Origin of the sequence: Corallococcus sp. CA054B (assembly GCF_003611625.1) — a bacterium.
Lineage (GTDB): Bacteria > Myxococcota > Myxococcia > Myxococcales > Myxococcaceae > Corallococcus > Corallococcus coralloides.
This window is the reverse complement of record NZ_RAVY01000035.1, coordinates 23,937-45,748: the sequence shown is the minus strand read 5'-3', so window position 1 is coordinate 45,748 and position 21,812 is coordinate 23,937. Positions and strand designations below refer to the sequence as shown.

The window sequence follows — 21,812 nt, the reverse complement described above, 5'->3', positions numbered from 1 at the left end:
TGGGGGATACCATGGACGACAGCGACAACCTGTATAGGCTTTACCTGAAGGGCTTTGCCCTGGTGCGCTGCGGCGCACCCTTCGAGCCCAAGATCCTTGTGGGTGAACCGGAGGACGGCGCGTGGAAAAACTACGACGCGCGCGAGATGGCCGCCATTGCGCTGGGCGTCGCCGAGGGGCGTTCGAGCACGTCCACGGTGCCGGACAACAAGGACGTCGTCGTCGACAACATCCGGACAATGGTGCCGGACGCCGCGGATTGAGCAGCATGGGGCTGCTCGGAAACGTCGGGCAGCCCTGCCCCACATGCCTCCATGTGAGGCGCTGGACGATGCGGCGGACGTTCGTGGCCGACACGCCGTAGGACCGAGACATGGCGCTCCCATACTCGCCTGCGGCACGCCTCGGATTCGCGACCGAGCGTCTTGACGTGCTGGGGCAGCTCCTCCCTCGTCACGCGCGCAGCCTGCCGCACTTGGTGCGTCACGCCGCGCGCGCCAGGGCAGTGTCGGCCTCCAGTCGGCGGGCAGCCGCCTCGCAGTAGCGTTCCTCGAGCTCCACGCCGACGGCGCGGAGTCCGAGCGACTGCGCAGCAACGAGCGTGGCCCCGGAGCCAGCGAACGGGTCCAGGACGAGGCCGCCCTTCGGGCACGCGCGCTCGAGCAGGTAGGCCAGCAGGTTGGCCGGCTTCTCCGTGGGGTGCGTGCGAGCCTTCGCGGGCACCGGCGGGTAGCCAGAGAGGACCGCCCCGTGGCGCTTCCCGAACAGGGCCCGCCTCGTCGGTCCGGTGCCATGAAGGACCACCTCGTAGTCCGGCGCGAAGCTGGCGGCGCAGTCGCCCATCCCGCCCCGCGCCTTCCACCACATCAACGCGCCCTTGATCTTCAGGTGCGCTGAGGCCGCGTCGAAGAAGTCGGGCCAGCTTTCCCAGTGGCAGAAGACGAAGGAGTGCAGGTCCGGCTTCAGCGCGGGTCCGGCTGCGGTGAGCGCCTGGCGGAAGACGCGCATGCCCTGGCGGGAGCCGTCGGCGCGGATGGCCGCGCCGCTCCTTCCCTTGGCCTCGTAGGCCATCCCGTAGGGCGGGTCGGTGAGCAGCACGTCCACGGATCCGGACGGAAGTCCGGGCAAGGCGTCGCGACAGTCGGCGTGGAACAGGGTGATGGTGTCGGTCTGGAAGTAGGGCTTCACTCTGGGGGCCTCGTCGAGGACGTGGTGCAAGGGCGCACAACGCGCGCGTAATGCACGGGGAATGCCGACCGTCCGGCATCGCACCGCGCAGTCGGCACGCCTCCTGCTCCAGGGGGGCGACTCCCTGGCCGTGCGCGAGTGCTTCCGTGCGGCCCCGCCCGAGGATTTCCCGTGTCCACGCATCAGTTCCCCGGCCCGCTCCGTTTCGCCGCGGCGCTCCTCTTCTGCCTCACGTTGGTGCATTGCGGCCCGTCCGAGGACCTGGACGACAGTCCGCCCACGCGGCCTCCTGTCTCGCAGGACGGAGGCCCGTCGGACGGCGGTGCGAGCCAGGTGGACAGCGGCATGCCCACCCAGGATGGAGGCTCCACGCCCCGTGATGGTGGTGGCGGACCCATCTGCACGCCCTCCTGCTCCGGCAGATCCTGCGGACCGGATGGCTGCGGTGGCACATGCGGGACGTGCCGGAGCGGCACCACGTGCAGCGGCGGCAGCTGCGTGTGCGTGCCCCAGTGCAACGGCAAGACGTGCGGGCCGGACGGCTGCGGTGGCGTCTGCGGCACCTGCCCGGCCAACGCCACCTGCAGCACCGCGGGCGACTCCTGTGCGTGCGTGCTGGGCTACGTGCCCAACCAGGCGCACAACGGCTGCGTCCGCGTCGGCGGTGCCTGTGAGGGCGTCAGCCAGTACGGCTACTGCTCCGGCGACACCTGGGTGCGGTGCGACGCCCAGGAGGGCATCGTCACCATGGAGTGCGGGCCGGGCCAGTGCAAGCGGCTCGACTCGGCCGGCAACGGCGCCTGCACCTGCGGCAGCATCGACGCCAACGGCGTCTGCGCCACCGCCTCTGGCGCCAGCGCCGCGACTCCCCGCGTTCACTTCATTTGCGCGCCGAGCGCCGGGGTCCTCATCGCCAGCAACTGCACCGTGGAGACAGGCTCCTCCGCGGGCTTCTGCTCCACCTTCGTCACGTCCTTCGGGCACCAGACGACGTGCTTCTGCGGCACCTGCTCCGTGCCCGGGCGCAACAACCAGTGCGGCTCCCTGTGCGGCAATCCCGCGCAGTGCCAGTACTCGGCGTCCGGCAACTTCCACACCTGCGGCTTCTGACACGCCCACAGGACAAGCGACGCGCCCTGCCGTCAGCAGGGCGCCCGTGCAGCAGTACGCAGCGCGATGAGTCTCAGCCGAGCAGCAGGCGATGGAGGTCCTCAGCCCTCCGCAGGAGGCGGTGGAGCTACTCAGCCTTCCTGCGTATTGATGACGCCTATCAACCGCCTCAGCTCTTTCTGATTGGCGAGGAGAAACGTGGCCAGCACCTGGGCGAAGGGCGTGAGTTCTGGCCCCGTTCCGTTGCCGGGGTCCGCCCGCCCCACCGCGTCCATTCCTGCCTCGGCTGCCGAAAGGGAACGACCGGTTGCGGTAGCGAGCGCGGCGACAACCGCTCCACGCTGCGCTGGGCTTTCCCTCACCTGCACGTATGCATCGACACTACGGACGATGTCATTCGGCGACCAGGGGCGCTTTTCGGCACTCCCCGGCCTTGGGCGCAACGGCTCCAACTGGGGTGCCGGAGCAGAGCCGAGGCGTGACCATGCTGCTCCAGCCGTTCGTGTCCAGGCGGTGAAGTCGAGACACTCCTCGTAGTCTCCGAGGATTACGAGGTCAGCAGCGCCAGCAGGGACACGCCATTCATCCATGCCCTCCTGAGTGGTCAAGCGCTCGAAAAGCTTCGTGACGCCCGCCTTCGTCCGCGCATAGCCGATGAAGACTCGAAGCGGGGCATCCAGCAGCGTGACCTTCCAGAAGTCGAGGAGCGCCCCCTCCTCAACGTTCTCATGCTCAATAACGACCGTTGGACGGGACCACTGCTTCGAGTCCAACTCGTACCAGAAGAAGTCCACATTCATCCGCTCTCCGCGGACCGTGTCGACCTGGTCTTGATGTAGCGCTTGGGCCTTGCATTCACAGTGCATGGACAACTCGCGACGAAGCTTGTGCAGAAGCTTGTACATGCCGCGCGTCCAGTCAGTGCCGCTCCCCTTTCCGAAGTCGGCCGGCGGAGCCTTTGAGTACAGGTTCTGAAAGTGTCTCCAGAAATTCGCGGCGCGGTCGGTCGGGGTCACGGGCTCTCCAAGAGCATAGGGGGCAGGCGCTCCATGCCTGCCACTATCACAGGGCACCGGCCCTATCTCGGGCGAGTGACAAAGCAGCCAGTCGATGCCACAGGAGGATAGCCGGACGGTCGTCTCTATCCCGGGACGGTGCCCCGTCCCAACTGCAGAGCGAAAGAACTGGGCACGCGCGCTGCACTGCTCCAGGGGGACACGCCGCACGGAGCCAGCATGGACCCCATCTCACGCAGCCGCACCGCCCTCCTCCCCACCACCTACCGCGAGCCTGCGGAGCAACCCCAGCGTTCCGCGCCGAAGCCCCAGGTGCTGGAGCGGACCATCAACACCGTCGACGCCTTCACCCCGCACACACCTACCCAGAAGGCGCTCGTCGAGCAAGCACGCCGCGCGACGACGCCCAAGGCCATCACCATCCGCCCGCCAGCCGAGGGGTTGACGAAGTCGGCGGAGAGCGAGCCGCGCGTCGCCGCCAAGGGCATCGGCAGTGCCATCGGCGGCGCGCTGAAGGACATCGGTGGCGCGTTGAAGGACTTCGGCGGCCGCGTGGTGGACGGCGTAGCAGGCATCGGAAAGGGCATCTACGACAGCGTGACCGGGACGCTGAAGAACACCTGGGAGATGGCGGAGACGTTCGGCAAGGGCATCGCCAACATCTTCACCGGCCGCTTCGCAGAGGGCTTCGCGCAGCTCGGCTTGAGCCTGCTGAAGGCCATCCAGACGCCGACGGACGGGCTCCTGCGCCTGGGCGGGAGCGTCCTCAGCGCAATCCAGACGATGCTCTTCATCGAGCCGACGAGCCGCAAATTGACGGGCGACGAGCTTGCGGCGCTGCACAAGGTGTATGGGGACTCCATCGACTACACGCGCATCGAAATCAAGGAAGGCAACGCGGGGCTCCTCACCGTGGGCGGGCGCCCCTTCGTCCACGGCGACACGATCTACGTGCCCGAGGGCTGGCTGCCGCTGACGGAGGCCTCGCTCGTCCACGAAGCCGCCCACGTATGGCAGCACCAGAACGGCGGCAATGACTACATGAGCGAGGCGCTCATCGCTCAATGGTTCGGCGACGGCTACAACTTTGAGAAGGCGTTGCGACAGGGCAAGTCGTGGGAGGAAATGAATCCGGAGCAGCAGGCCAAGCTGATGGAGGAGGCCTTCCGGCAGGGCTGCTTCGACGAACGGCCCGCGCCTTTCACCATCGATGGACGGGACTACACTGCGCAGTTCGAGGCCGCTAAGAAGTCCATGCGCGCTGGACAGGGAGCCCCATAGCCATGCGACTTCATCACGCCGTACTCCTGCCGCTGTTGCTTGCCCAGGTGATGCTCCTTAGCAGCTGCAGGCCCTGGTTGGAGGTGAAGCTGGCCTCCTCCAACGAGGTCCTCCCTGCGCCGGCATTCACCGTTGAGGAGCCCTCTCAGGACGGGAAGCCCCCGCGGTACAATGCCATCTACGTCCTGGCGGAAGATGGGACGCAGGTCTGGTTCGCCCGTGCGCACTCCTTCGGAGAAACGCAGTCGCGGCGCATCGTCTACGGCGAGGAGCCCCGAGGCTTCGAGACGGTTGACGAGCCCCAGCCATTGGAGCGCGGGCGGCTGTACCGGATAGAAGTGGCCGGCGAAGCGGCAGGCACGCTTCGCTTCGTTACCGGGCAGGACGGCAGCGTCCGTCCCGAGAAGGAGTAGCGTGCAGGTCGTCCCGCACGTCCTACCTAGCAGGGCGCACTCGCAGCCGCGACTTAACTTTCTCGTTTTGCCGTGCTGGCATGTTGAACCATGCCAGCCATCCCCGCCCTCCACCGCTCCGCGAGCGCTGCCGCTCTCCTCGCCATCGTTGGCTGTGGCTCCGCGACCGTCGGCGGGGGCGGCAGTCCGGCGCGCGCGAAGTGGGTCAGCCCCATCGTCAGAACTCCGGACGGCGGACAGCTCCAGACGACGATCTACTACGGGCCCTGGCAGTGCAGCGCCGCGTTCATCAGCCGGTGCGAGTCGAAGTGCGCGGCGCAGGGTCACGCGCTCATGGGCTGCATCTGGCTGGCCGACATCAAGGGCGACTGGAAGGGGCGCTACCTCTTCATGCCCGCGGAGGCTGGCGGACGCCTCGCCGTCACCCACTGCTGCTGCGACTACCCCAAGGCAGACGGTGAAGCCCTGCGGAAGGTGTGGAATCGCGCACGGCCCGAGTACCGAGAGGCGTGGGGTCGTGAGTTCGGCGCGTGGCCACAGTCAGGCACCGGGAAGTACTGGCCGGGCCACCACATCTTTGACCTCGGCCACGGAGGGCCGCCAGTCGCACCGAACAACGTCCTCCCCGCCCCCGACGACGTGCACAGCATCTTCAATGCCGAGTACCCCGCCTGCTACGCGCCGGGAGGGAAGTGGCTGACGCCAGGGCCCGCGCGTCCCTACGTGGACTGAGGACTCCCATGCCCAAGTCCATGAAGGAGCTCCTGGCTGAAGTCTCCGCCAATCACTTCCCCAACCCACCCGCGACGCCTGCCCAGGTGGCAGCCTTCGAGAAGCGCATGGGCTGGAAGCTGGACGAGGACCTGCGCGCCTTCTACCTCCATTGCGACGGAGCCGCCCTCTTCCGGCGCTTCCCAGACGCCAACTACCACCTGCTGCCGCTGGAGCAGATCCGCAGGGCCCGCGTCGCGATGCGGCCGGGGGATGACGACCGCTTCGGGCCCGCCTCCTGGTACACGCTCGTGGATCTCCAGGACTCTGACTACGTCATCCTGGACGCAGCCCACCAGGTGGACGGCAAGTACCCCGTCCTCGACGCGTACCACGAGACGTTCCCGGAGGCGGTGCGCCCCATCGCAGCCTCGTTCAGCGAGTTCCTGGAGAAGGCGCTGGCCAGCGGCGATGAGTTCTTCTGGCTGAAGGGCTGACTCCGGAGCGATGGCGGCGGGGCCGCGCGCGTGCGCTCTCCGCGACGTGCCGACCCACGACAAGACAAAAACGCCGCCGGAGCGGCGCGGGGCACCCGCCGGCACCACCGTGCGCATCGACGGGCTGCGCCTCTCTCACGAGGCGTGGGCCCAGGTGGAGGCCCTGACGGCCCAGCTCCGCCGCGCGGGCATCCCCCGCGCTCGCCCGTCCGGCGCGCTCGAACTGCTGGTGGTGCCCCCGGAGGTGACCGCGCGGGTGATGGCTGGAGGCTGCCGTGTCTACCGCTGCGCCACCTGCGGCGCTTGGCTGAATGCAGCCGGCGCCATCACCCATCAGGACGCGCTGACCGGGCACGAGGCGCAAGGGGCAACGTGACGACGAAACGCATCGTCACGCGAGCATTGCTAACTTACGACATCTCGAATTCCGACAGCGTACAACTCACGAAGTCGACCAGCCCCTTCTCTCGCAAAAACTCACATCGACGCAACTGATTTCCATCGTTCGTTACAAAAAAGTCAGAATACGCAGCGGCGCTCGCAACAGCCAAATCATACTGGGTGCCCTTACCCCTATCCCCAGCCTTCGTGCGCCATGTGCCCAAAATGGCTTCATGGCTCTTGTCATGCGCCATCTCGACAGTTGAATTTGGGCGGTCAATGCAATTTGCCAACATGGTTCTCCACTCCAGATTGGCCATAAGATGCGTCGCCTTGAATCGCGTCGGATTTCCGGCAATCGCACTGACGCCCAAGCCCCCGCGAGACAGTTTCGCCACCTCACAAAACAGCACATAATCATGCGGAATACTGTCAGCGCGCTCAATCGCCTGAACGACAATATCGGGCCGCTGCTCGATGCCACTCAAAACCAGCTGCCGAGGAAGCGACAAATCACGCTCCAAGAGACTACTCTTCTTGTCTTGAAGCCATCCATGCGCAAATGGAGAAAGAACTGCCTCGCTGTGCAGCTCAGGCAGTCCCGCCGCAACAAACGACTCCCAGCCTCGCGAGTACACCAATGGAGTCAACACGTCGCCTTCGACCTCGGCCTCCATCAACTCCATATGGTCATAGGAAGGGCATGCGCGACGACCAAGGAGCTGGAACAGGAGCTGAAGTCGCCTTATCATCTCAAAACTATACTCAACACGCGAAATGGCAGTAATTTCAAAGAGAACGATCCGAGAAACAAGGATCACTGCACGACGTTTCCGCGCAGTAGCAGCAAAGAAGGCAACGGATTCATCAGTCTCAAGCACGCGGCTCAAAGCCGATGTGTCGAGGGATAGAAATGCGTCGCGCATCGTAGTTTCTCCTTCTGAGGAGACCATAGCGGCCGAGAAAACCACCTCCAAGAAAGAGGACGATGCACAGCGGCCCATCCTCAATGCCAAGGACGGGCCGCAGCACTACAGGCCGAACGTGTACCGGATGCCCGTGCCGGCCATCCGCTCGCGCTGGTTAGCCTCCGCGAAGACGAAGACGCCCAGGTTCTGCCGGAGCCGCGCCCCACCCTCCAGGCGCGCGTAGGCGCCCGTGAGGGAGGAGACGCCCGCCTGGGCCTCCAGGTAGCCGGTCCGCACCGGCACGTCGCTCAGCACCCGCGACAGCCCCGCGGCAACGGCTAACCGCGGGGCATCTAAGGGACCGACGCCACCGCCGCCGTGGCAGCCGAGTCAAGCGCCGCGACGCTGCCGATGGCGCCCAGCGCCTGCTCCAGCGCCTCCGCGCGAGTTTTCACGTCGGCCTTCTGGGCGCCGTGGATGGAGGCGAACTCCAGCTTCACAGCCTCCTGCTCCCAGGGCTTCAGCGGGCGCCAGCCGTTGGCCTTCAGCCAGGAGTCCGCGACCTCCAGGCCCTTGGCCACCTTGTCGAGGGCGTTCTCCTCCTCGTCCATCGCGGCGAAGTCCTCCACCACGTGGAAGGCGTGGAAGGCCACGGTGGCGACGATGCGCTTGCGCCGGGTGGTGAGCCAGGTGCCGCCGGCGAAGAGGCCGACGGCACTGGCGACGATGCCCAGGCCGATGCCGATGTTCCCCGGCGTGAGCAGCGCGTCCAGGATGCTGGAGCTGGCGCCGGTGGACGCCTGGGCGAGGGCCACCGGCGCGGAGAGAATGACCGCGAGGCACGCGGCCAGGGAGAGACGCTTCTTCATGGTGTTGCTCCTTCTGGGTGGGGGTGTGGGGCTCCCGGGAGGCGCCCCGGGCAGGCGCCGGCAGCTGCCGGATGAAGGCGTCAGACGCGCGGCATCCAGTTCCACTTGCCGGGCTCGGGCGCCTCGGTGGGGGCCTGGGACACGTTGGCCGCCGTGAACGGCAGGAAGCGGGGAGGCTTCACCAGGAGATCCACGGTGCCGTCGTCGTTGACGGCGGTGATGTCCGCCGCGCACACCACCTCGTCGCGCTGGTAGTGGACGGCCCGGCCGATGCTGGGCTTCTGCCCGGGCGGCACCATGGGAGCGCCGACTGGGCCCGGCGGCACCGCGGCCACGGACGCGACCGGGGTGTTGATGGCCTCGGCGACTGCGAGCCAGCCGGCACGCACCAACACGGAGCACTTCTCGAACGACGGCAGCTCGACGCCCGTCACCGCGGAGCGCCCGCCGGTGACGCTGCCGTAGCGGTGGTACAGCGTCAGGGCGGTGGCGAGCTTGCCGGGGCTGGCCTGGGCCAGCGCCTGCTCGGCGGCGGTGATGAGCTCGGCGGGCGGCGTGTACGGCGCGGGTGTGGACATGCTGATGCTCCTGGCGATGCTGCGGGTTGGACTGCGAGACAGAGACTCAGCGGCGCGGAAGCCAGCGCGGGTGGTCGCACTGGCCCAGGCGCTTGCCGCACAGGCGGCATCGAGGAGGCGAGCCCATTCAGCCTTCCAGCGGCGCTTCGGCGGGGGCCCACTGGGCGCGGCGCCGGAGGACGTCCCGGCCGTAGTCGCCACCGGACGTCAGCGAGTCAGCGGCGGAGCGGCGCTGCGCCATCAGCTTCGCCGTGTCCCCGCCCACTGTGATGGCATCGGCCGCCCGGCGAACCTTGCCGACGCCCGCGTTGTAGGCGGCGAGCGCGAGGTGCACGTCCTTCAACGTGCCCAGGTAGGAGCGCAGCAGTTGCGCACCGTAGAGAATGTTAAAGGCGGGCAGGCACCACAGGGCCCGGTCAGCGCTGTCGGTCGCGCCGACAAAGCCCGCGTGGTAGCGGTCGTCCACCTGCATCAGGCCGCGCCCGTGTCCGAAGTCGCCCGTGCCGCCCGGTCCCGGCGGCTTGAGGGCGAGTCCGCCGCGCGACTCACGGTCGCAGATGGCCGCCAGCAGGTACGGACAGAGGCGCGTCACCGTGGACGCGGCGTGAAGCTCGCGGCTCCACTGCGAGAGGTGCTTCGGCAGGCGCTGCCCCAGCTCAGCGAGGGACATCATCGGTTCTCCGGAGGCGCGAAAGTCGAGGGCCCGCCGACGCGCCACGCGGCCAGGACCAGGAAGGCGCACGCGGCGAGCACGTGCGCGGCGAAGAGGACAAGGCTCACCGGCGCCTCGTGGAGGAACCGGCCTCGGGCGCGTCCTGGATGGACTGGTGCTGGGCGGGCGCCTGGGCCTGGACGAACCAGCGTCCGCAGTCGCGCAGGCCCGCGAGTCCCAGTAGGCCAACGACGACGCCCACCACCCACAGCGCCCCAGCCTGACGGGAGTTCCGGTGCTCCTGTGCGTCCTGGCGCTCCCGGATGGCGGGGATGGCCTCCACCGCAACCCCGTGGGCGGCCGAGGACTTCTCCAGCGCCTCCACCTTCGCTGCCAGCCCCGGCACCGCACCGACGGCCGGCGCGTGCTCCGTCACGCGCCGGTCCACCTCCATGATGCGATCTTCCAGGCGGCGCACCTGCTCGGCGGTGGCCATGCGCTCGCCGACACCTCGCACCTCCGTCTGAACGCCCTCCATGAGCCGGTGGAGGTCCACCGCCATTCGCTCAGCGGCCTTCAGCGCCGTGCCGGCACGTTCGTTCGTCGCCTCCTGCTGGGCGGCAAGCCGGGCGAGATCCTCACGGACGGTGTTGTCAGGGATACGGCGGGGAGCGGGGGGCATACCGCCGCATGCTCAACGCTCGCGTGGACGGCGTCCGGCCAAGAACTTTGGCGATCCTACTCCGTAGTCGCCCCTGCCTACGGGTCAATCTAGCCCCGCTAGCGGGCTTCACAGGGTCATGGGACAATAGCTAACACTTAATCCATCACACCAGTCGTCAACACGATCAAGGCCACCATGGACAAACGCTATCAAGTCTTTGTTAGCTCAACGTTCACAGACCTCAAAGAAGAACGCTCCAGAGTAATACAGACACTAATGGAAATGGACTGCATTCCGGCAGGAATGGAAATCTTTCCCGCCGCAGACGAAGAGCAAATGAAGTTTATTGAGAAAGTAATCGACGATTGCGACTACTACATTCTAATCATTGGGGGGCGATATGGTTCCGTCGCGCCAGAAGGCGTCAGCTACACGGAAAAAGAGTATGACTACGCCCTCAAGAAGGGCATCAAAGTCATCGCACTTCTACACGAAAACCCAGACAGCATCCCAGTATCGAAATCTGACACCGACACCGAAAAAGTCAACAAACTAAAGGCATTTCGCACCAAGGCCAGCACTGGCCGTCTTGTGAAGTTCTGGAACGATGCAACGCAGATACCAGGAATCATAGCCCTGAGCCTACCAAAGACAATAAAAACATATCCCGCCACCGGCTGGGTCAGGGCCAACGCCATCTCAAATGCAGAGACCCTTGCCGAGATGGCAACACTCCAAAAGCGCAATGCCGAACTGGAAGAAGAAGTCCGCCTGCTTCGCTCCAGAGAGACGAATCGGATTCCAGACATTGCTGGGCTGGACGACACATACAGCATCCTTGGCGCCAGCTACCGCTACAGGGCTGGCGAAACCATCAACTCTAATTGGAAGATAGAATTGACATGGAGGGAGATATTCGGGCTCTTAGCGCCCCACCTTCTTGAGCCTAAGAACGATGACCTGGCCCGCAGCACTTTGGGAAAACTCATTTTTGAAAAGCTCAACAGAGGCGATACTTACGACGATCTCAGTGACGAATCTTACCAAACCATCAAAATCCAAATGATTGCACTTGGACTGATTAAACTCAACATGTACAACACCAAGACAGGAGGCCGTGCGCTCTTTTGGGAACTAACAGAGGCTGGCTATCGACTCATGGTTTCCATTCGCACAATCAGAAAATCCGGCCCAAGTCTTCCGCCTTCACTGCAAGATGAGAAAGCGCCCCCAAAGCCAACGTAAGGGCTCTACTGTGTACTGCTGACCGCCCTCTCCTTCCCGACGATGAGCAGCCAGTCGCGAAAGGCGGGCCAGGAGTCCTCAGCGATGAGCCCGCGCGCGAAGGCGTTCGCCTGCCACTCGTGGATGAGCCCTTCGCCGCGCTGGAGCAGCCAGGGCCGTCCCCGGGCCGTGCGCTGCTCCAGCATGTACTTCTCGAACTCGGCCACCGTCTCCTCGAAGGTGGCCAGCGGGTTGAAGACGAGCCAGTCGTAGCCCTTGTCCTTCGCGTAGAAGCGTTCGTCCTGGGCGGCCATCTCCACGGTGGAGTACTTCCCCCAGTCGTCACTGCTACCCGGTGCGGCGCCCGCGGACTCCAGCTGCGCCAGTTCCTGCTCGAGCGCCGTCTTCTTCACCAGCGTGGCGGAGTTCACCTCGGCAGCCTGGCGCGACAGCGCGGCCGAGGCGTCCAGCTGCCCCTTGATGCGGGCGATCTCCAGCCGCAGGTCCCGCTTCCGGGCCTCGTTGGCGTTGATGGTGTAGACGTCGCTCTGCGTGAGGGCCGGCATGGCTGACTCCTAAATGGGCTGCTTGATGTTGTGGCTGAGGAGCCCTGCGGACTCGTACGTCCGTGCCCCGTGCACGGTGAGCTGCACGACGGCGCCCTCCCCTTCCGGCGCCACGCGCCGCACAAGCCCCGGGCGCAGTCCCTCCAGCAACTCGCCAGGCCGCAGCGTGCGCACCTGCGTCCAGCCCGCGAAGCGCCGGTAGACTAGGTGGTTGGGCGTCGCCACCAAGACGCGGCCGTCCATGAGCTCCACCCGCCAGCGCGCGGCGCGATGGCTGGAAGCGGCCACCACCTCGAAGACACCCACGCGGCGCGTGTCCTCGTGCTGGGTGAGGACGCGCATCCCGGGGCGGAGGGACGCCGCGGGCACTTCCTGACCGTCCTCCAGGGTGATGAGAATCTCGGGCGCGACGCACGTGCCGCCCGTCCCTCCGGAGCCACCACCGCCGCCGCCGGACGGACCGCCGCTGAAGGGCGACGCCGTGGACTTCGCGAAGTTGACGCCCAGCCCCGCGGTGTAGACGGGCGAGAACCACATGGAGGCGCTCACGCCGTAGACGCCGTGCACCTCGCAGAAGAGCGCGACGTACTCCCCCAGGTTCGGCCCCCAGAGTCCTGCAAGGGCCACCGGGGACTGGAAGGTGTGGCTGATGGCGATGCGGTTGAGCGCGTTGCTGTCCACCGCAGAGGCGTACTTCCGGTCCGGCAGGGGAATGTAGCGCGTCCCTCGGTACGTGGCACTGAAGCTGCTGTAGTAGTCCACCTTGAGGTAGCGGAGCGCGTCCAGGTTGTCGTCAATGCTGGAGGGCTGGATGAAGAAGTGATGCACCAGCCAGGAGTGGACGATGGGCGTCGTGTAGCGGAAGTAGTCCGTGCACTGGACGTCCAGCCTGTCGATAAGCGGCGCCCCGCCGCGCACGCCTGTGTTGTTGCTGCCCCGGTAGTGGACGCGCCCCGCGGCCGACGTCCCGTCCAGCGCCTGGTTCGCTCGGAAGAAGGGCGTGTCCAGGAGGTAGCTGCCGATTTGGACGTTGCCACCGGCCGCCTTGAAGGCGGTGCCCACGTTGTCCAGCTTCGCTCCGGCCACGGGCACGCCGTTGCCGTCCTCCGCGTAGTTGGACGTCTGGAGGGTGTTGGCCACCAGCAAGTCAAACGTCACCATCTTCCGCATGGAGACGGCGTCCAGGTACACCGCCTTCCCGGTGTCGGAGCTGGCGGCGTTGATTTCGAAGTACAGCTGGACGCCGGTGCACCCCGCCGGGCAGGTGCCCTTCACCTTCACGCGCTGGTACGCGGTGGTGAGCGTGACGAAGGTGTTCGTGGACTGGCCGCTGTAAGTGCCGTTGGCATCCTCCCAGAGGAGGATGAGATTGGCGCCGGCCTGGTCGAGCGCGGCGGAGGACTTCACCCAGGCCTCCGCGGAGAAGGAATCCCCTGCGGTGCAGCGGATGCGTCCCCCCGGGGCAGCGCTTTGGAAGCCCCCGATGAAGTTGAGCCCCGTGAAGCCGCCCCCGCTGGGCACCACCAGCTTGCGACACCGGCGTCCCTCTTTTGCATTGGCGGGCTCCTCCACCAGCGCGTCACCCTCGGGGGACTTCCCCTGCGCATCCGCCTCCGAGTACCCGTTGGGCACCAGGTTGTCCGTGGGCGGCAGCAGCAGGTGCTGGAAGGAGATAGCCGCCGTCGCCACCGCGGCGCTGGTGACGGAGTTGGCCGACATGTGCCGGGCGTAGACGCTGCCGGTGGGGACGTTGGAGAGGTCCGCCACGGCCATGGTGACAGTGTCCGGGTCGGCCACCACGCCGCCACCGAGGACGCGCCAGCTACTCTGGCTACCGTTGGTGTAGAGGGCCTGGACAGCGCACTGCACCTCCGTCTGCATCGTCAACTTCAGCGGCGCCACCCACCGCCTCTCCGAGGGGCCGAACTTCCGCGGCTCCAGCAGGTAGCTGTCCGTGTCGTTGGGGTTGCCGCCCTCGTAGACCACCACCTGGAAGCCCGCGAGGAGGTGCGCGGGAAGCACCTCGTCGTGCGTCCAGCGAATGTCCAGGTAGCGCGACTTGATGAGCTGCGGAGAGCGGACGCCGTCCACCTCGCGGTCGTAGATGCCGGCCGCTTCCTCCTGCTCGCGCGAGCGCATGCCCTCCCGTTTAGGGAGGCGGCGTGGACGAAATCCCCAGGGTGAGGGTGGCCGGCACCGTGGGCACGGACACCACAAGGACGCTCGCCGCGCCGGTGCTGTAGTTGCCCGAGGTGTCGATGGCCTTCACGTGCACCAGGTGGTTGACGCCCGGCGGCGGCAGCGCCCACTCGTAGGTGGTGGCGCGCACCTTGCCGATGAGGGTGCCGGCCTCCCAGCTGGCGCCGTAGCGCAGCTCGTAGGTATCCCTGTCCAGGTCCGGCACCTCCGCCCAGCGCAGCGTCGCGGTGCTGCCGTTGAGGGCGCAGGAGAGGCCCGTCACGTCGGAGGGTGGCGCGGCCTTGCCCACCACGGTGTAGCTGGCCGAGGCGTAGGTGGTGACGAGGCCGTTGAGGACGGCGGCCACCTGCACGGTGTACGCGCCCGGCAGGCAGTCCAGCAACTCCCAGTAGTGCGTCTGCAACGGCGTCTCCGACGTCCAGTTGCCGCCCTCGCGCTGCCAGCGCACCCGGTACTCGGTGGCGGTGGCCACCTGCGTCCACCGGGCCGTCACCATGACTTTCACGCCGCCATTCGTCGTCTTGTACAGCGACTCACCCACCGCCAGCCCCGCGGGCGGCGAGGACGAAGGCAGCACGGACGTGGGCAGCGGCTGCAGCTTCACCCCGTGCTCCACCTCCGCGTACTTCCCCGGCTCGTGGCGCAGGGCGGTGATTTCGTAGAGGTGCGGCTCCACCTCGGCCACGTTGAGGATGCGCCAGAGGGTGGGCGTCAAGTCGGACGCGGCCAGCACCCAGACGGCCTGGGGCTGTGGCGCGGCCGAGAAGGGCGGCGCCACGGTGAGGGCGCGGTAGGGCGCCGGCGCGAGCGCGGCCAGCGGGCGCTCCTCCACGGTGCCGTCCGGCAGCACCACGGAGAGGGCGTACGTCTTCCCCGCTTCCAGGGTGACGTCCGCGTCGAGTTCCACCTGGCTGGGGGTGGCGGCCACCACGCGACCGCCCCACCGACGTCCGGCCCGGTACGGGTCCTGAAGCTTCACGATGGCGCCGGGGTTGCGCATGGCGCCCTCGAAGCCGGTGCGGAACGTCACCGTCTCCGTCTCCAGCCTCTCGGTGAGGAGCAACCACCGGCCCACGCGCTGCGCCTGGCCCCGGGAGGTGCAGCCGAGCGCCACCACCTCGGTGGGGTTGTAGCTGTAGGTGGCGAGGCCCTCCTCGTCGGTGACGTACTCCTGCGCCGCCTTGAAGTGGTTGTCCGGGTCATTCCAGGTGACGAGGGCCACGGTGTGCCGCGCACGCTTCCCGCTGGAGGCGTACGTGAAGAGGCCGTCCACCACGTTGGCCGGCGTGAAGAGGTACTCGGCGTCGCGCGGCGCGTCCTGGGCGACGAAGACAGCGCCGGAGGCCCAATACGTCATGCCTCTGAAGACGGAGGCGAGGTTGTTGATGACCTTGTACGCGTCCTCCTGCGTCTGGAGGTAGAGGTTGCAGCGGAAGCGCGGCTCCATGCCGCCCTTCCCGTCCGGCACCAGCTCGTCGCAGTACTTCGCCACTGTGTAGAGGCCCCATTTGTCCACCGCGGCCTCGTTGAGGTAGCGGCCCAGGCCGTAGCGCTTCGTCGTGAGGAGGTCGTAGAAACACCAGGCCGGGTTGTCCGTCCAGGCAACCTTCCACGTGCCGTCCCAGGTGCCCGCGTACGTCCGGGCCACGGGGCTGTAGTTGCTGGGCACGCGCACCCGCAGCCCGCGGATGCGGTAGCTGCGCGTGGGGATGCTGGAGAACTGGCTCGCCGCCACCTGCAGCGCGCACAGCGCGGTGTTGGGGAAGCCGAGCTTCTCGTCCAGCAGCGTCGCGTAGGACTTCCAGATGACCTTATTCTGCGTCGTCACGCTGTCCGCGTCCTCGCTGACGCGCGTGACGCGAATGTCCCAGGGCGGCGAGCCCGTCAGCTCCACGCGGAAGGTGCGCTCGTAGGGGCTGGTGCACTTCCCCCGGAAGAGCTCCGCGTCCTGGAAGGACTGCACCACGTACCCGCCCCCGTTGCTCTGCACCGCGATGGAGACGAGGACGCGGGTGGGCTTCAAGTCGCCTGTCGTGGGGTCCTGGTAGGTGAGTTGGGGCACCTGGAGGGTGACGCGCACGGCGTCCACCTCCGGGTCCGACACTGTGCGCACCACCGGCGCGGCGTGCTTCACCTCCACGCCCACGGAGTGCTCCGCCTCGCCGGAGGGGAAGCCGGGGATGTACTCCTGCGACTGCGTGCCCTTCACGTCGTACACGGTGACGCCCGTGAAGTTGAAGGTGCCATCGGGATTCTGGATGGCGACACCGTCCAGGTAGACGGACTTCAGCCCGTCCACGAGGCCCTGAATCTCCCCCTCGCACAGCAAATCCAGCACGCGCGCCTTGGAGCTGGACTTCAACGTGTTGGGGGACTCGACGGGGGTGCGCTGAGCGCCGCCCTCCCCCTTGCCGCCGCTGCTGCCGCCCATGTCAGTCCACCACCGTCGGATCTGCCTTTTTCACGTTGTGGCTGAGGACGCCGCTGGAGACGTAGGTGTGCGCGCCCGCCACGGTGAGGCGCACCACGGGCCCGTGCTCGCCGCGCGTCACCTGACGCACCACGCCCGGCCGCGCGCCCACCAGCCGCGCGCCGGCCGCGAGGTGCCACAGCTCCACCCAGGCGTCCTCCGTCCGCACGCGGTGGTTGCCGGTGGCCTCCAGGCGCCGACCGTCCTCCAGCTCCAGCAACCACCGCACGCCCTCGGCGAGCTCCGCCGCGGTGACGGGGAAGTCGCCCCACTCCAGCGTCTCCTCGTCCTGGGTGCGCACCCGCATGCCCACCTGGACTGCGCCCGCGGGCACCTCGCGCCCGTCCGCCAGGAGAATCGGCACCCACGGAGCGGGGCATGTGCCGCCACCCGCTGGGGTTCCACCGGGGCCCGTCTGCCCGCTGCCGCCACTGCCCCCGAAGCCGCCGTCGGACCACTCGGTGACGATGCCGGCGGAGACGACGCAGCTGCCCACCTCCATCTCCCCGTAGCAGATGGGCACGGGGTGGCCCTGGGCGAGCGTGTTGACGGGGCCGCCGAAGACGTAGCTGGGCTTGTTGGCATCGTCCTCGTCCGGCCCCGTGGAGGCGGGCGGGGCAAAGAGGAGCTGCGAGACGCCGCCCACCACCAGGGAAATGCCCGCGGTGATGAGGGGCACGCCCGCGCCGTACCCGTAGACGGTGAGGACGGCGCCAGCGGCGATGAGCACCGCACCCGCCACCACCTGGAACCAGCCGGACTTCGCCCCGGCCAGCGCGGGCATGAGGGTGAGGACGCGCGCGCCGGTGGGCATGCCCAGGTCGTCCTCTCCCACGTCCCGCTTGCCCGCGAAGACGTGGTAGCCGGGCTCACTGTTCTCCGCGAGGTAGCGCCGGAAGCCGTCGCAGACGGCGGAGAGGGCCCGCACGGCCTCCGCAGGCGAGGGCACGGAGAGGTCCAGCTTCCAGACGCGCCCGAAGCGCTTCCCCAGGGGCCCGCCCAGGACGATGGTCGTCAGCATTGGGAGGCGTGCCTCACGACGCGCTGGGTGATGCGCGCCCAGAAGCCGGAGTACGTCTCCCGGGTGGAGAGGCGCCCCATGACGTGGTGCAGGAGGACGTCCCCGCCCAGGTACACGCCCGCGTGGTTGGGCACCGGGGCGCGCAGTTGCATGAGGAAGACGTCGTGCTCGCGCGGGGGCTGCCCGGTGACCTCCACGAAGCCCGCGCGGCCGAAGCCCTCCAGGTAGAGGTTGCCGCCCTTCGCCCACCAGTCGTCCGGACGCTCAAAGTCTGGCAGCGTCAGACCCAGACGCTCCCGGTAGTAGTCCTGGATGAGGGAGTAGCAGTCCAGGACGCCGTGGCTGAAGGTGCGGCCCACCAGCGGCGGCCGGTAGCCGTCCGGATACCAGAGGCGCCAGTGCCCCACGGGCACGTTGAGGATGAGCCAGGGCAGGCCCCAGCGCTCCATCATCACCCGGTCCGCCTCGCTCGGCTCCGGCGCGGCATTGGGATGGGAGTGCACCACCGCCACCACATCGCCCTCCTCCTCCGCCCGGGCGTAGTCCTCCGGGGCGAGGACGAAGTGAGCCTGGCCGCTGGCGAGGTTCCGGCAGGGGCGGTACCGCTGGGCGCCGTCCACCAGCACCACGAGGCCGCAGGACTCGCGGGGGAAGTCAGCCCGGGCGTGCGTGAGCGCGGCGCTCAGGACGTCATCAGCCAGCGTCAGCCGGCAGGGGTCGCTCATGCACTCATGGTGCTGGAGAGCGTGGACAGGATCCAGAGCACCCCTTGGCGCTTCTAGGCTATTCCATTTGCCGAAGCCACGGTCGCCGGAGGAGCGGGCTTCTTTGCCTCTGCCTCAAGACAGTCAAACCAAGTGTCAAGGTTCCCCTTGATCTCTCGAAGCGAGAAAAACAACAGACAGAGAGTGCAAGCAACCATGGACAAGCACAAGCCCACGGCGCCCCAACCCGGAACCAACCCAACAGTAACCTGCGCAACAGCAGTACTAAACGACGAAACAATAGAATAAAACAACAGCCGACTAAGGTTTCTTAGCGGATCAAATAGACCAACACCCCTACGCCCAAGCTTTGACTTTTCGCGATGCCTCTCCCGATATTCATCGCTATCATACAACCCCTCTTTCATCTTGATTACAATAAACGTCTTTAATGAAAACAGAAAACCACCCACAGATAAAAACCCACTAAAAAAGCTCCCGCGCAAGCTATCCCTGTAAACCCCCGACACATCAATCTTTCCATGCGAAAGCGCAGCAACCCCAGCAAAAACAAACAATCCAATCACAGCAGCCACCAGAAACACACGCTTCATGCGGCCTCCGGATAATCAAATAGCGCCCTATTCTCCTTCATCACCTCAATCATATCCCCAATCATCTTTGACTCATGGAACTTCTTCAAATCAAACTTCATTGTGCCGGAAGTTCTCTCAAAGTCGAACTCGCCGAACGACTCAATATTATCAGCAAGCCTCACAAACTGCTTGACTCCTTCAGCATCCCTCCCTTCGATCAATCCATTGGCAGGACTGACCCTTTGAATTAGAGAGCGCACCTTGCCGCGAAGAGTCGGCGACGACCTGTGCTCGCGCTTAAATAGAATGTCGATGTTTCCTCTCTGCACATGTTCATTGAGGGGTCGAAAATCCGATTCATTGCTTCCGAAGGTCGCAAACTTCAATTCAAGACGAGAAACCTCCTCGAGCTGCTCAATCAACTCGCCGGCCTGTTTGGCGCTAAGCATTTGCGCCCACTCAAACTGACCCTTGAACGAACTCCTAATGGCCTTCTGGACTCGGACAGGCGCCGATTGTCCACCGGCAGACTGGAGTTCCGCTTCCATGCGCCTATGCTTCAACATGGAATACCTTTCGCCCAGAAAGGCAGCAAACCTGCTTAGCGCACAGGAATGATGATAGTACTGATACAGCGCCCGCCCAGTCGAACGGCTCTGAACAAAGTAATTAAAATCCATCATGCGCGTCTTGTCTTCGAGTTCATGCACGTCGACTTCGAAGCCATCAGGCTTTTCCAGCAGAGTGCAGAATCGCCTCTGATTCTTAATACTAATCAGCAGACCAACATTGTACTCCTCCAGTCTCTTAGACAGATACATTCGTTCGCATCCACCAAAAGTTACCAACTGCCCACTGGACTCTTCAAATGAAGCATCCAAATCATCCAGTGTAACTACGCTGCCAGCTTTAAAAGTCGCCCCCAACAGTCGGATCTTCATCTTGCGCAGGCCCCTCCGAGAACATGTGCGCATGTTGGTCGCTGAAGCGCGACCTGATGAAGATCCTTACACTCCCTCGAAATGGCTGACACTGGGTCGGCATCACCCCTGTGGCCTCGCTACTAAGGACGATTCTAGACAGGGGTCTGACACGTATACCCATGCACGGGTATATATTGACCCACCCCAACAACCACCACTGGGAATCGGGCGACGCGCTTGTTCGTATTCAGCGAATTAGTCCGACTGCCGGGAATCCGCCGTACGGGAGGACGCTCTTCTCCCCGAAGCGCAGCTTGCAACTCGAGAGGCGCTTCCCGCAGCGGTCCTCGGTGGCGCTGGACGTCGGCGTGTCGTCCAGCTTCGCCACTGGCGGCCCGACGTAGCCGCAGCCCTCTCCGCGGTACTCCCAGGGGCACATCTGCGTGATGATGCGCAGCGGAATGCGCACGCCGTCCAGGTCGCACTTCGCGGCCAGGCTGAACTCGATGACGTGCTTGTTCTCCACCGTCTTCTGGTCCACCACGAACTCGTCGTCCGGGAAGGCATCCAGCGGCGAGGCCGTGGGGTTGACGCCCCCGGGGAAGTTCACCGCGTCCAGGTAACGGACGAAGGTTCGCTTCCGCAGGACGCGCGCGCCCAGCAGGTCGTTCAAGTCTCTCGCCATGGCGCCGATGGTGCCGGCGACGTTGGCCAGCGTCAGGGTGGGCCTGGGCAGCCGCCCCATGCCGGACTTGTCGAAGCCCTTCACCTGGATGGCCCAGGGCTCGTAGGCCATGCCCTGCCAGACGACGGGCCCGCGGAGGCCGTTGGTGCCCGCGTGGAAGTGGCTGACGCCCCCGCCTGGCAGGTTGGTGGCGTCCAGGACGAAGAGCTCCACGAGGGCCCCTGCGTCCAGCCTCTGGATGTCGCTGTCGATGCTCACCCTGCCTCCTCCTGGAACGTCGCGGTGAAGTCGTAGGCGTTGAAGCCCTTCACGGTGCGATGCCACTCCTCGCACACCACGTGTGCTACCAGCTCGCCCGCGCCGGTGAAGGTGAGCGCAGCCCCGGCGGTCGGCGCCGCAGTGAAGGTGGCGAGCCCCGAGGCGGAGAGCACGTAGGTGGTGCCTGCCACCTGGGCGACGCCCGCGACGTAGACGGTAGGCGGCACCGTCCAGCCCGTGGCGGGCACCAGTAGATCCGGAACGTCCGAGGAGAGCGGCCGCTGGAGGAGCCACTGCGTCTGGACCCCGTTCCCCACCCCGAAAGGCTGTGCGGTGGCGGACCAGGCTGTGTCCGGGGTGACGAACTCGAAGGGCTCGACGCCCGCGCGGGCGCGCAGGAAGGCCTCCAGGGTGTCCGCGTCCACCTTCGTGAGGTTGGAGAACTGGAGGGCCCAGTGCCGCAGGACGGAGTTGAGTCCGTCCCCGGAGCGCTGCGTGTAGCCCTCGCCAAACTGCGCCTTGCGCACCCGGGGCACCGAGTCCGCCTGGGCCCCGTAGTCCGGGGTGAAGGGGAAGCGCTCCATGTGCTACCGCTCCTTGCTGGGAATCCACCTGATCATGCGGCGAATCTTCAGCGGAGGCGTGGACGATGGCCCCCCGGGCCAACGCCAGCTGCGAGCTTCCGCCGAATGGCGTGGCCCCGCGCCTCTCGAATCGTCCCCCCCTGACGCCGCATCGCTCAGCGCCTCCCGTGGAAGCACGTGGGGTAGGGCCGGAACCGTAGAGATTTCGGCCGTTTAACGACTTCAATAAAGATAGACGCGCGGCTAAGCGGCAAAGATAGACGCGCGCCTAATGACACGCATAAAGTCCATTGACGACGAACGGTGCGCGCGGT

At 66.2% G+C, this 21,812-nt stretch carries 25 protein-coding genes; 8 read left to right on the top strand and 17 right to left on the bottom strand.

The genetic code is table 11. The features are described from left to right. Positions 1-11 precede the first annotated feature (11 nt). Positions 12-263, top strand: a complete 252-nt coding sequence (locus D7V80_RS11770; protein WP_120588243.1) for a hypothetical protein — start codon at positions 12-14, stop codon at positions 261-263. A 220-nt stretch (positions 264-483) separates the two neighbouring features. Here D7V80_RS11770 and D7V80_RS11765 read toward each other — a convergent pair whose 3' ends face one another. Next, positions 484-1,188, bottom strand: a complete 705-nt coding sequence (locus D7V80_RS11765) for a DNA methyltransferase (protein ID WP_120588242.1) — start codon at positions 1,186-1,188, stop codon at positions 484-486. 171 nt (positions 1,189-1,359) lie between these two features. On the opposite strand from D7V80_RS11765, the gene D7V80_RS11760 reads away from it, so the two are divergent. Continuing rightward, positions 1,360-2,298, top strand: a complete 939-nt coding sequence (locus D7V80_RS11760; RefSeq protein ID WP_120588241.1) for a hypothetical protein — start codon at positions 1,360-1,362, stop codon at positions 2,296-2,298. Positions 2,299-2,429: 131 nt separating this feature from the next. Here D7V80_RS11760 and D7V80_RS11755 read toward each other — a convergent pair whose 3' ends face one another. Continuing rightward, a complete protein-coding gene (locus D7V80_RS11755) occupies positions 2,430-3,314 on the bottom strand; it encodes a hypothetical protein (RefSeq protein ID WP_147447062.1) in 885 nt (294 codons plus the stop codon). 219 nt (positions 3,315-3,533) lie between these two features. Here D7V80_RS11755 and D7V80_RS11750 point away from each other — a divergent pair, with 219 nt between their 5' ends. From D7V80_RS11750 to D7V80_RS11730, 5 genes are all read left to right on the top strand, one after another. Further along, entirely contained in the window at positions 3,534-4,595 is a 1,062-nt protein-coding gene (locus tag D7V80_RS11750; protein ID WP_120588239.1) for a hypothetical protein, read from the top strand. A gap of 2 nt (positions 4,596-4,597) precedes the next feature. Further along, a complete protein-coding gene (locus D7V80_RS11745; RefSeq protein ID WP_120588238.1) occupies positions 4,598-5,008 on the top strand; it encodes a hypothetical protein in 411 nt (136 codons plus the stop codon). Positions 5,009-5,098: 90 nt separating this feature from the next. After that, entirely contained in the window at positions 5,099-5,740 is a 642-nt protein-coding gene (locus D7V80_RS11740) for a hypothetical protein (protein WP_120588237.1), read from the top strand. A gap of 8 nt (positions 5,741-5,748) precedes the next feature. Further along, positions 5,749-6,216, top strand: a complete 468-nt coding sequence (locus D7V80_RS11735) for an SMI1/KNR4 family protein (RefSeq protein ID WP_233585266.1) — start codon at positions 5,749-5,751, stop codon at positions 6,214-6,216. Positions 6,217-6,262: 46 nt separating this feature from the next. Beyond that, a complete protein-coding gene (locus tag D7V80_RS11730) occupies positions 6,263-6,592 on the top strand; it encodes a hypothetical protein (RefSeq protein WP_120588260.1) in 330 nt (109 codons plus the stop codon). Between the two features lie 34 nt (positions 6,593-6,626). Here the strand turns inward: D7V80_RS11730 and D7V80_RS41370 are convergent, their stop codons facing one another. The 6 genes from D7V80_RS41370 to D7V80_RS11705 all read right to left on the bottom strand — a co-directional run bounded on the left by D7V80_RS41370 (position 6,627) and on the right by D7V80_RS11705 (position 10,166). Beyond that, positions 6,627-7,523 carry a hypothetical protein gene (locus D7V80_RS41370; RefSeq protein WP_147447061.1) on the bottom strand — a complete coding sequence of 299 codons (897 nt, stop codon included), beginning with the start codon at positions 7,521-7,523 and terminating at the stop codon, positions 6,627-6,629. Positions 7,524-7,628: 105 nt separating this feature from the next. After that, entirely contained in the window at positions 7,629-7,820 is a 192-nt protein-coding gene (locus tag D7V80_RS11725; RefSeq protein ID WP_120588236.1) for a hypothetical protein, read from the bottom strand. 38 nt (positions 7,821-7,858) lie between these two features. Then, positions 7,859-8,374 (bottom strand): hypothetical protein, encoded by a 516-nt coding sequence (locus D7V80_RS11720; RefSeq protein ID WP_120588235.1) that lies wholly within the window; start codon positions 8,372-8,374, stop codon positions 7,859-7,861. Between the two features lie 80 nt (positions 8,375-8,454). Continuing rightward, positions 8,455-8,952, bottom strand: coding sequence for a hypothetical protein (locus D7V80_RS11715; protein ID WP_120588234.1), 498 nt, complete (start codon positions 8,950-8,952; stop codon positions 8,455-8,457). Positions 8,953-9,079: 127 nt separating this feature from the next. After that, positions 9,080-9,625, bottom strand: coding sequence for a transglycosylase SLT domain-containing protein (locus tag D7V80_RS11710; protein WP_120588233.1), 546 nt, complete (start codon positions 9,623-9,625; stop codon positions 9,080-9,082). A 103-nt stretch (positions 9,626-9,728) separates the two neighbouring features. Next, complete coding sequence (locus tag D7V80_RS11705) at positions 9,729-10,166, bottom strand: hypothetical protein (RefSeq protein ID WP_120588232.1); 438 nt, start codon at positions 10,164-10,166, stop codon at positions 9,729-9,731. 297 nt (positions 10,167-10,463) lie between these two features. On the opposite strand from D7V80_RS11705, the gene D7V80_RS11700 reads away from it, so the two are divergent. After that, entirely contained in the window at positions 10,464-11,513 is a 1,050-nt protein-coding gene (locus D7V80_RS11700; protein WP_120588231.1) for a DUF4062 domain-containing protein, read from the top strand. A 5-nt stretch (positions 11,514-11,518) separates the two neighbouring features. Here the strand turns inward: D7V80_RS11700 and D7V80_RS11695 are convergent, their stop codons facing one another. The 9 genes from D7V80_RS11695 to D7V80_RS11665 form a co-directional block, all read right to left on the bottom strand. After that, entirely contained in the window at positions 11,519-12,058 is a 540-nt protein-coding gene (locus D7V80_RS11695) for a hypothetical protein (RefSeq protein ID WP_120588230.1), read from the bottom strand. A gap of 9 nt (positions 12,059-12,067) precedes the next feature. Then, positions 12,068-14,197 carry a Hint domain-containing protein gene (locus D7V80_RS11690; protein WP_120588229.1) on the bottom strand — a complete coding sequence of 710 codons (2,130 nt, stop codon included), beginning with the start codon at positions 14,195-14,197 and terminating at the stop codon, positions 12,068-12,070. Positions 14,198-14,207: 10 nt separating this feature from the next. After that, positions 14,208-16,688 (bottom strand): host specificity protein J, encoded by a 2,481-nt coding sequence (locus D7V80_RS11685; RefSeq protein WP_120588228.1) that lies wholly within the window; start codon positions 16,686-16,688, stop codon positions 14,208-14,210. A gap of 1 nt (position 16,689) precedes the next feature. Then, a complete protein-coding gene (locus D7V80_RS11680) occupies positions 16,690-17,748 on the bottom strand; it encodes a hypothetical protein (RefSeq protein ID WP_120588227.1) in 1,059 nt (352 codons plus the stop codon). Continuing rightward, positions 17,742-18,473 carry a C40 family peptidase gene (locus tag D7V80_RS11675; protein WP_120588226.1) on the bottom strand — a complete coding sequence of 244 codons (732 nt, stop codon included), beginning with the start codon at positions 18,471-18,473 and terminating at the stop codon, positions 17,742-17,744. The genes D7V80_RS11680 and D7V80_RS11675 overlap by 7 nt, the downstream gene beginning before the upstream one ends. A gap of 53 nt (positions 18,474-18,526) precedes the next feature. Continuing rightward, positions 18,527-19,066 carry a hypothetical protein gene (locus tag D7V80_RS41365; RefSeq protein WP_147447060.1) on the bottom strand — a complete coding sequence of 180 codons (540 nt, stop codon included), beginning with the start codon at positions 19,064-19,066 and terminating at the stop codon, positions 18,527-18,529. Further along, the gene (locus D7V80_RS41360; protein ID WP_147447059.1) at positions 19,063-19,989 is read right to left on the bottom strand and encodes a hypothetical protein; all 927 of its coding nucleotides are present in this window, start codon (positions 19,987-19,989) and stop codon (positions 19,063-19,065) included. Before D7V80_RS41360 ends, D7V80_RS41365 begins: the two co-directional genes overlap by 4 nt. Positions 19,990-20,218: 229 nt before the next feature. After that, entirely contained in the window at positions 20,219-20,914 is a 696-nt protein-coding gene (locus D7V80_RS11670; protein WP_120588225.1) for a phage minor tail protein L, read from the bottom strand. Beyond that, positions 20,911-21,498 (bottom strand): phage tail protein, encoded by a 588-nt coding sequence (locus D7V80_RS11665; RefSeq protein WP_120588224.1) that lies wholly within the window; start codon positions 21,496-21,498, stop codon positions 20,911-20,913. The genes D7V80_RS11670 and D7V80_RS11665 overlap by 4 nt, the downstream gene beginning before the upstream one ends. Positions 21,499-21,812 lie beyond the last annotated feature (314 nt).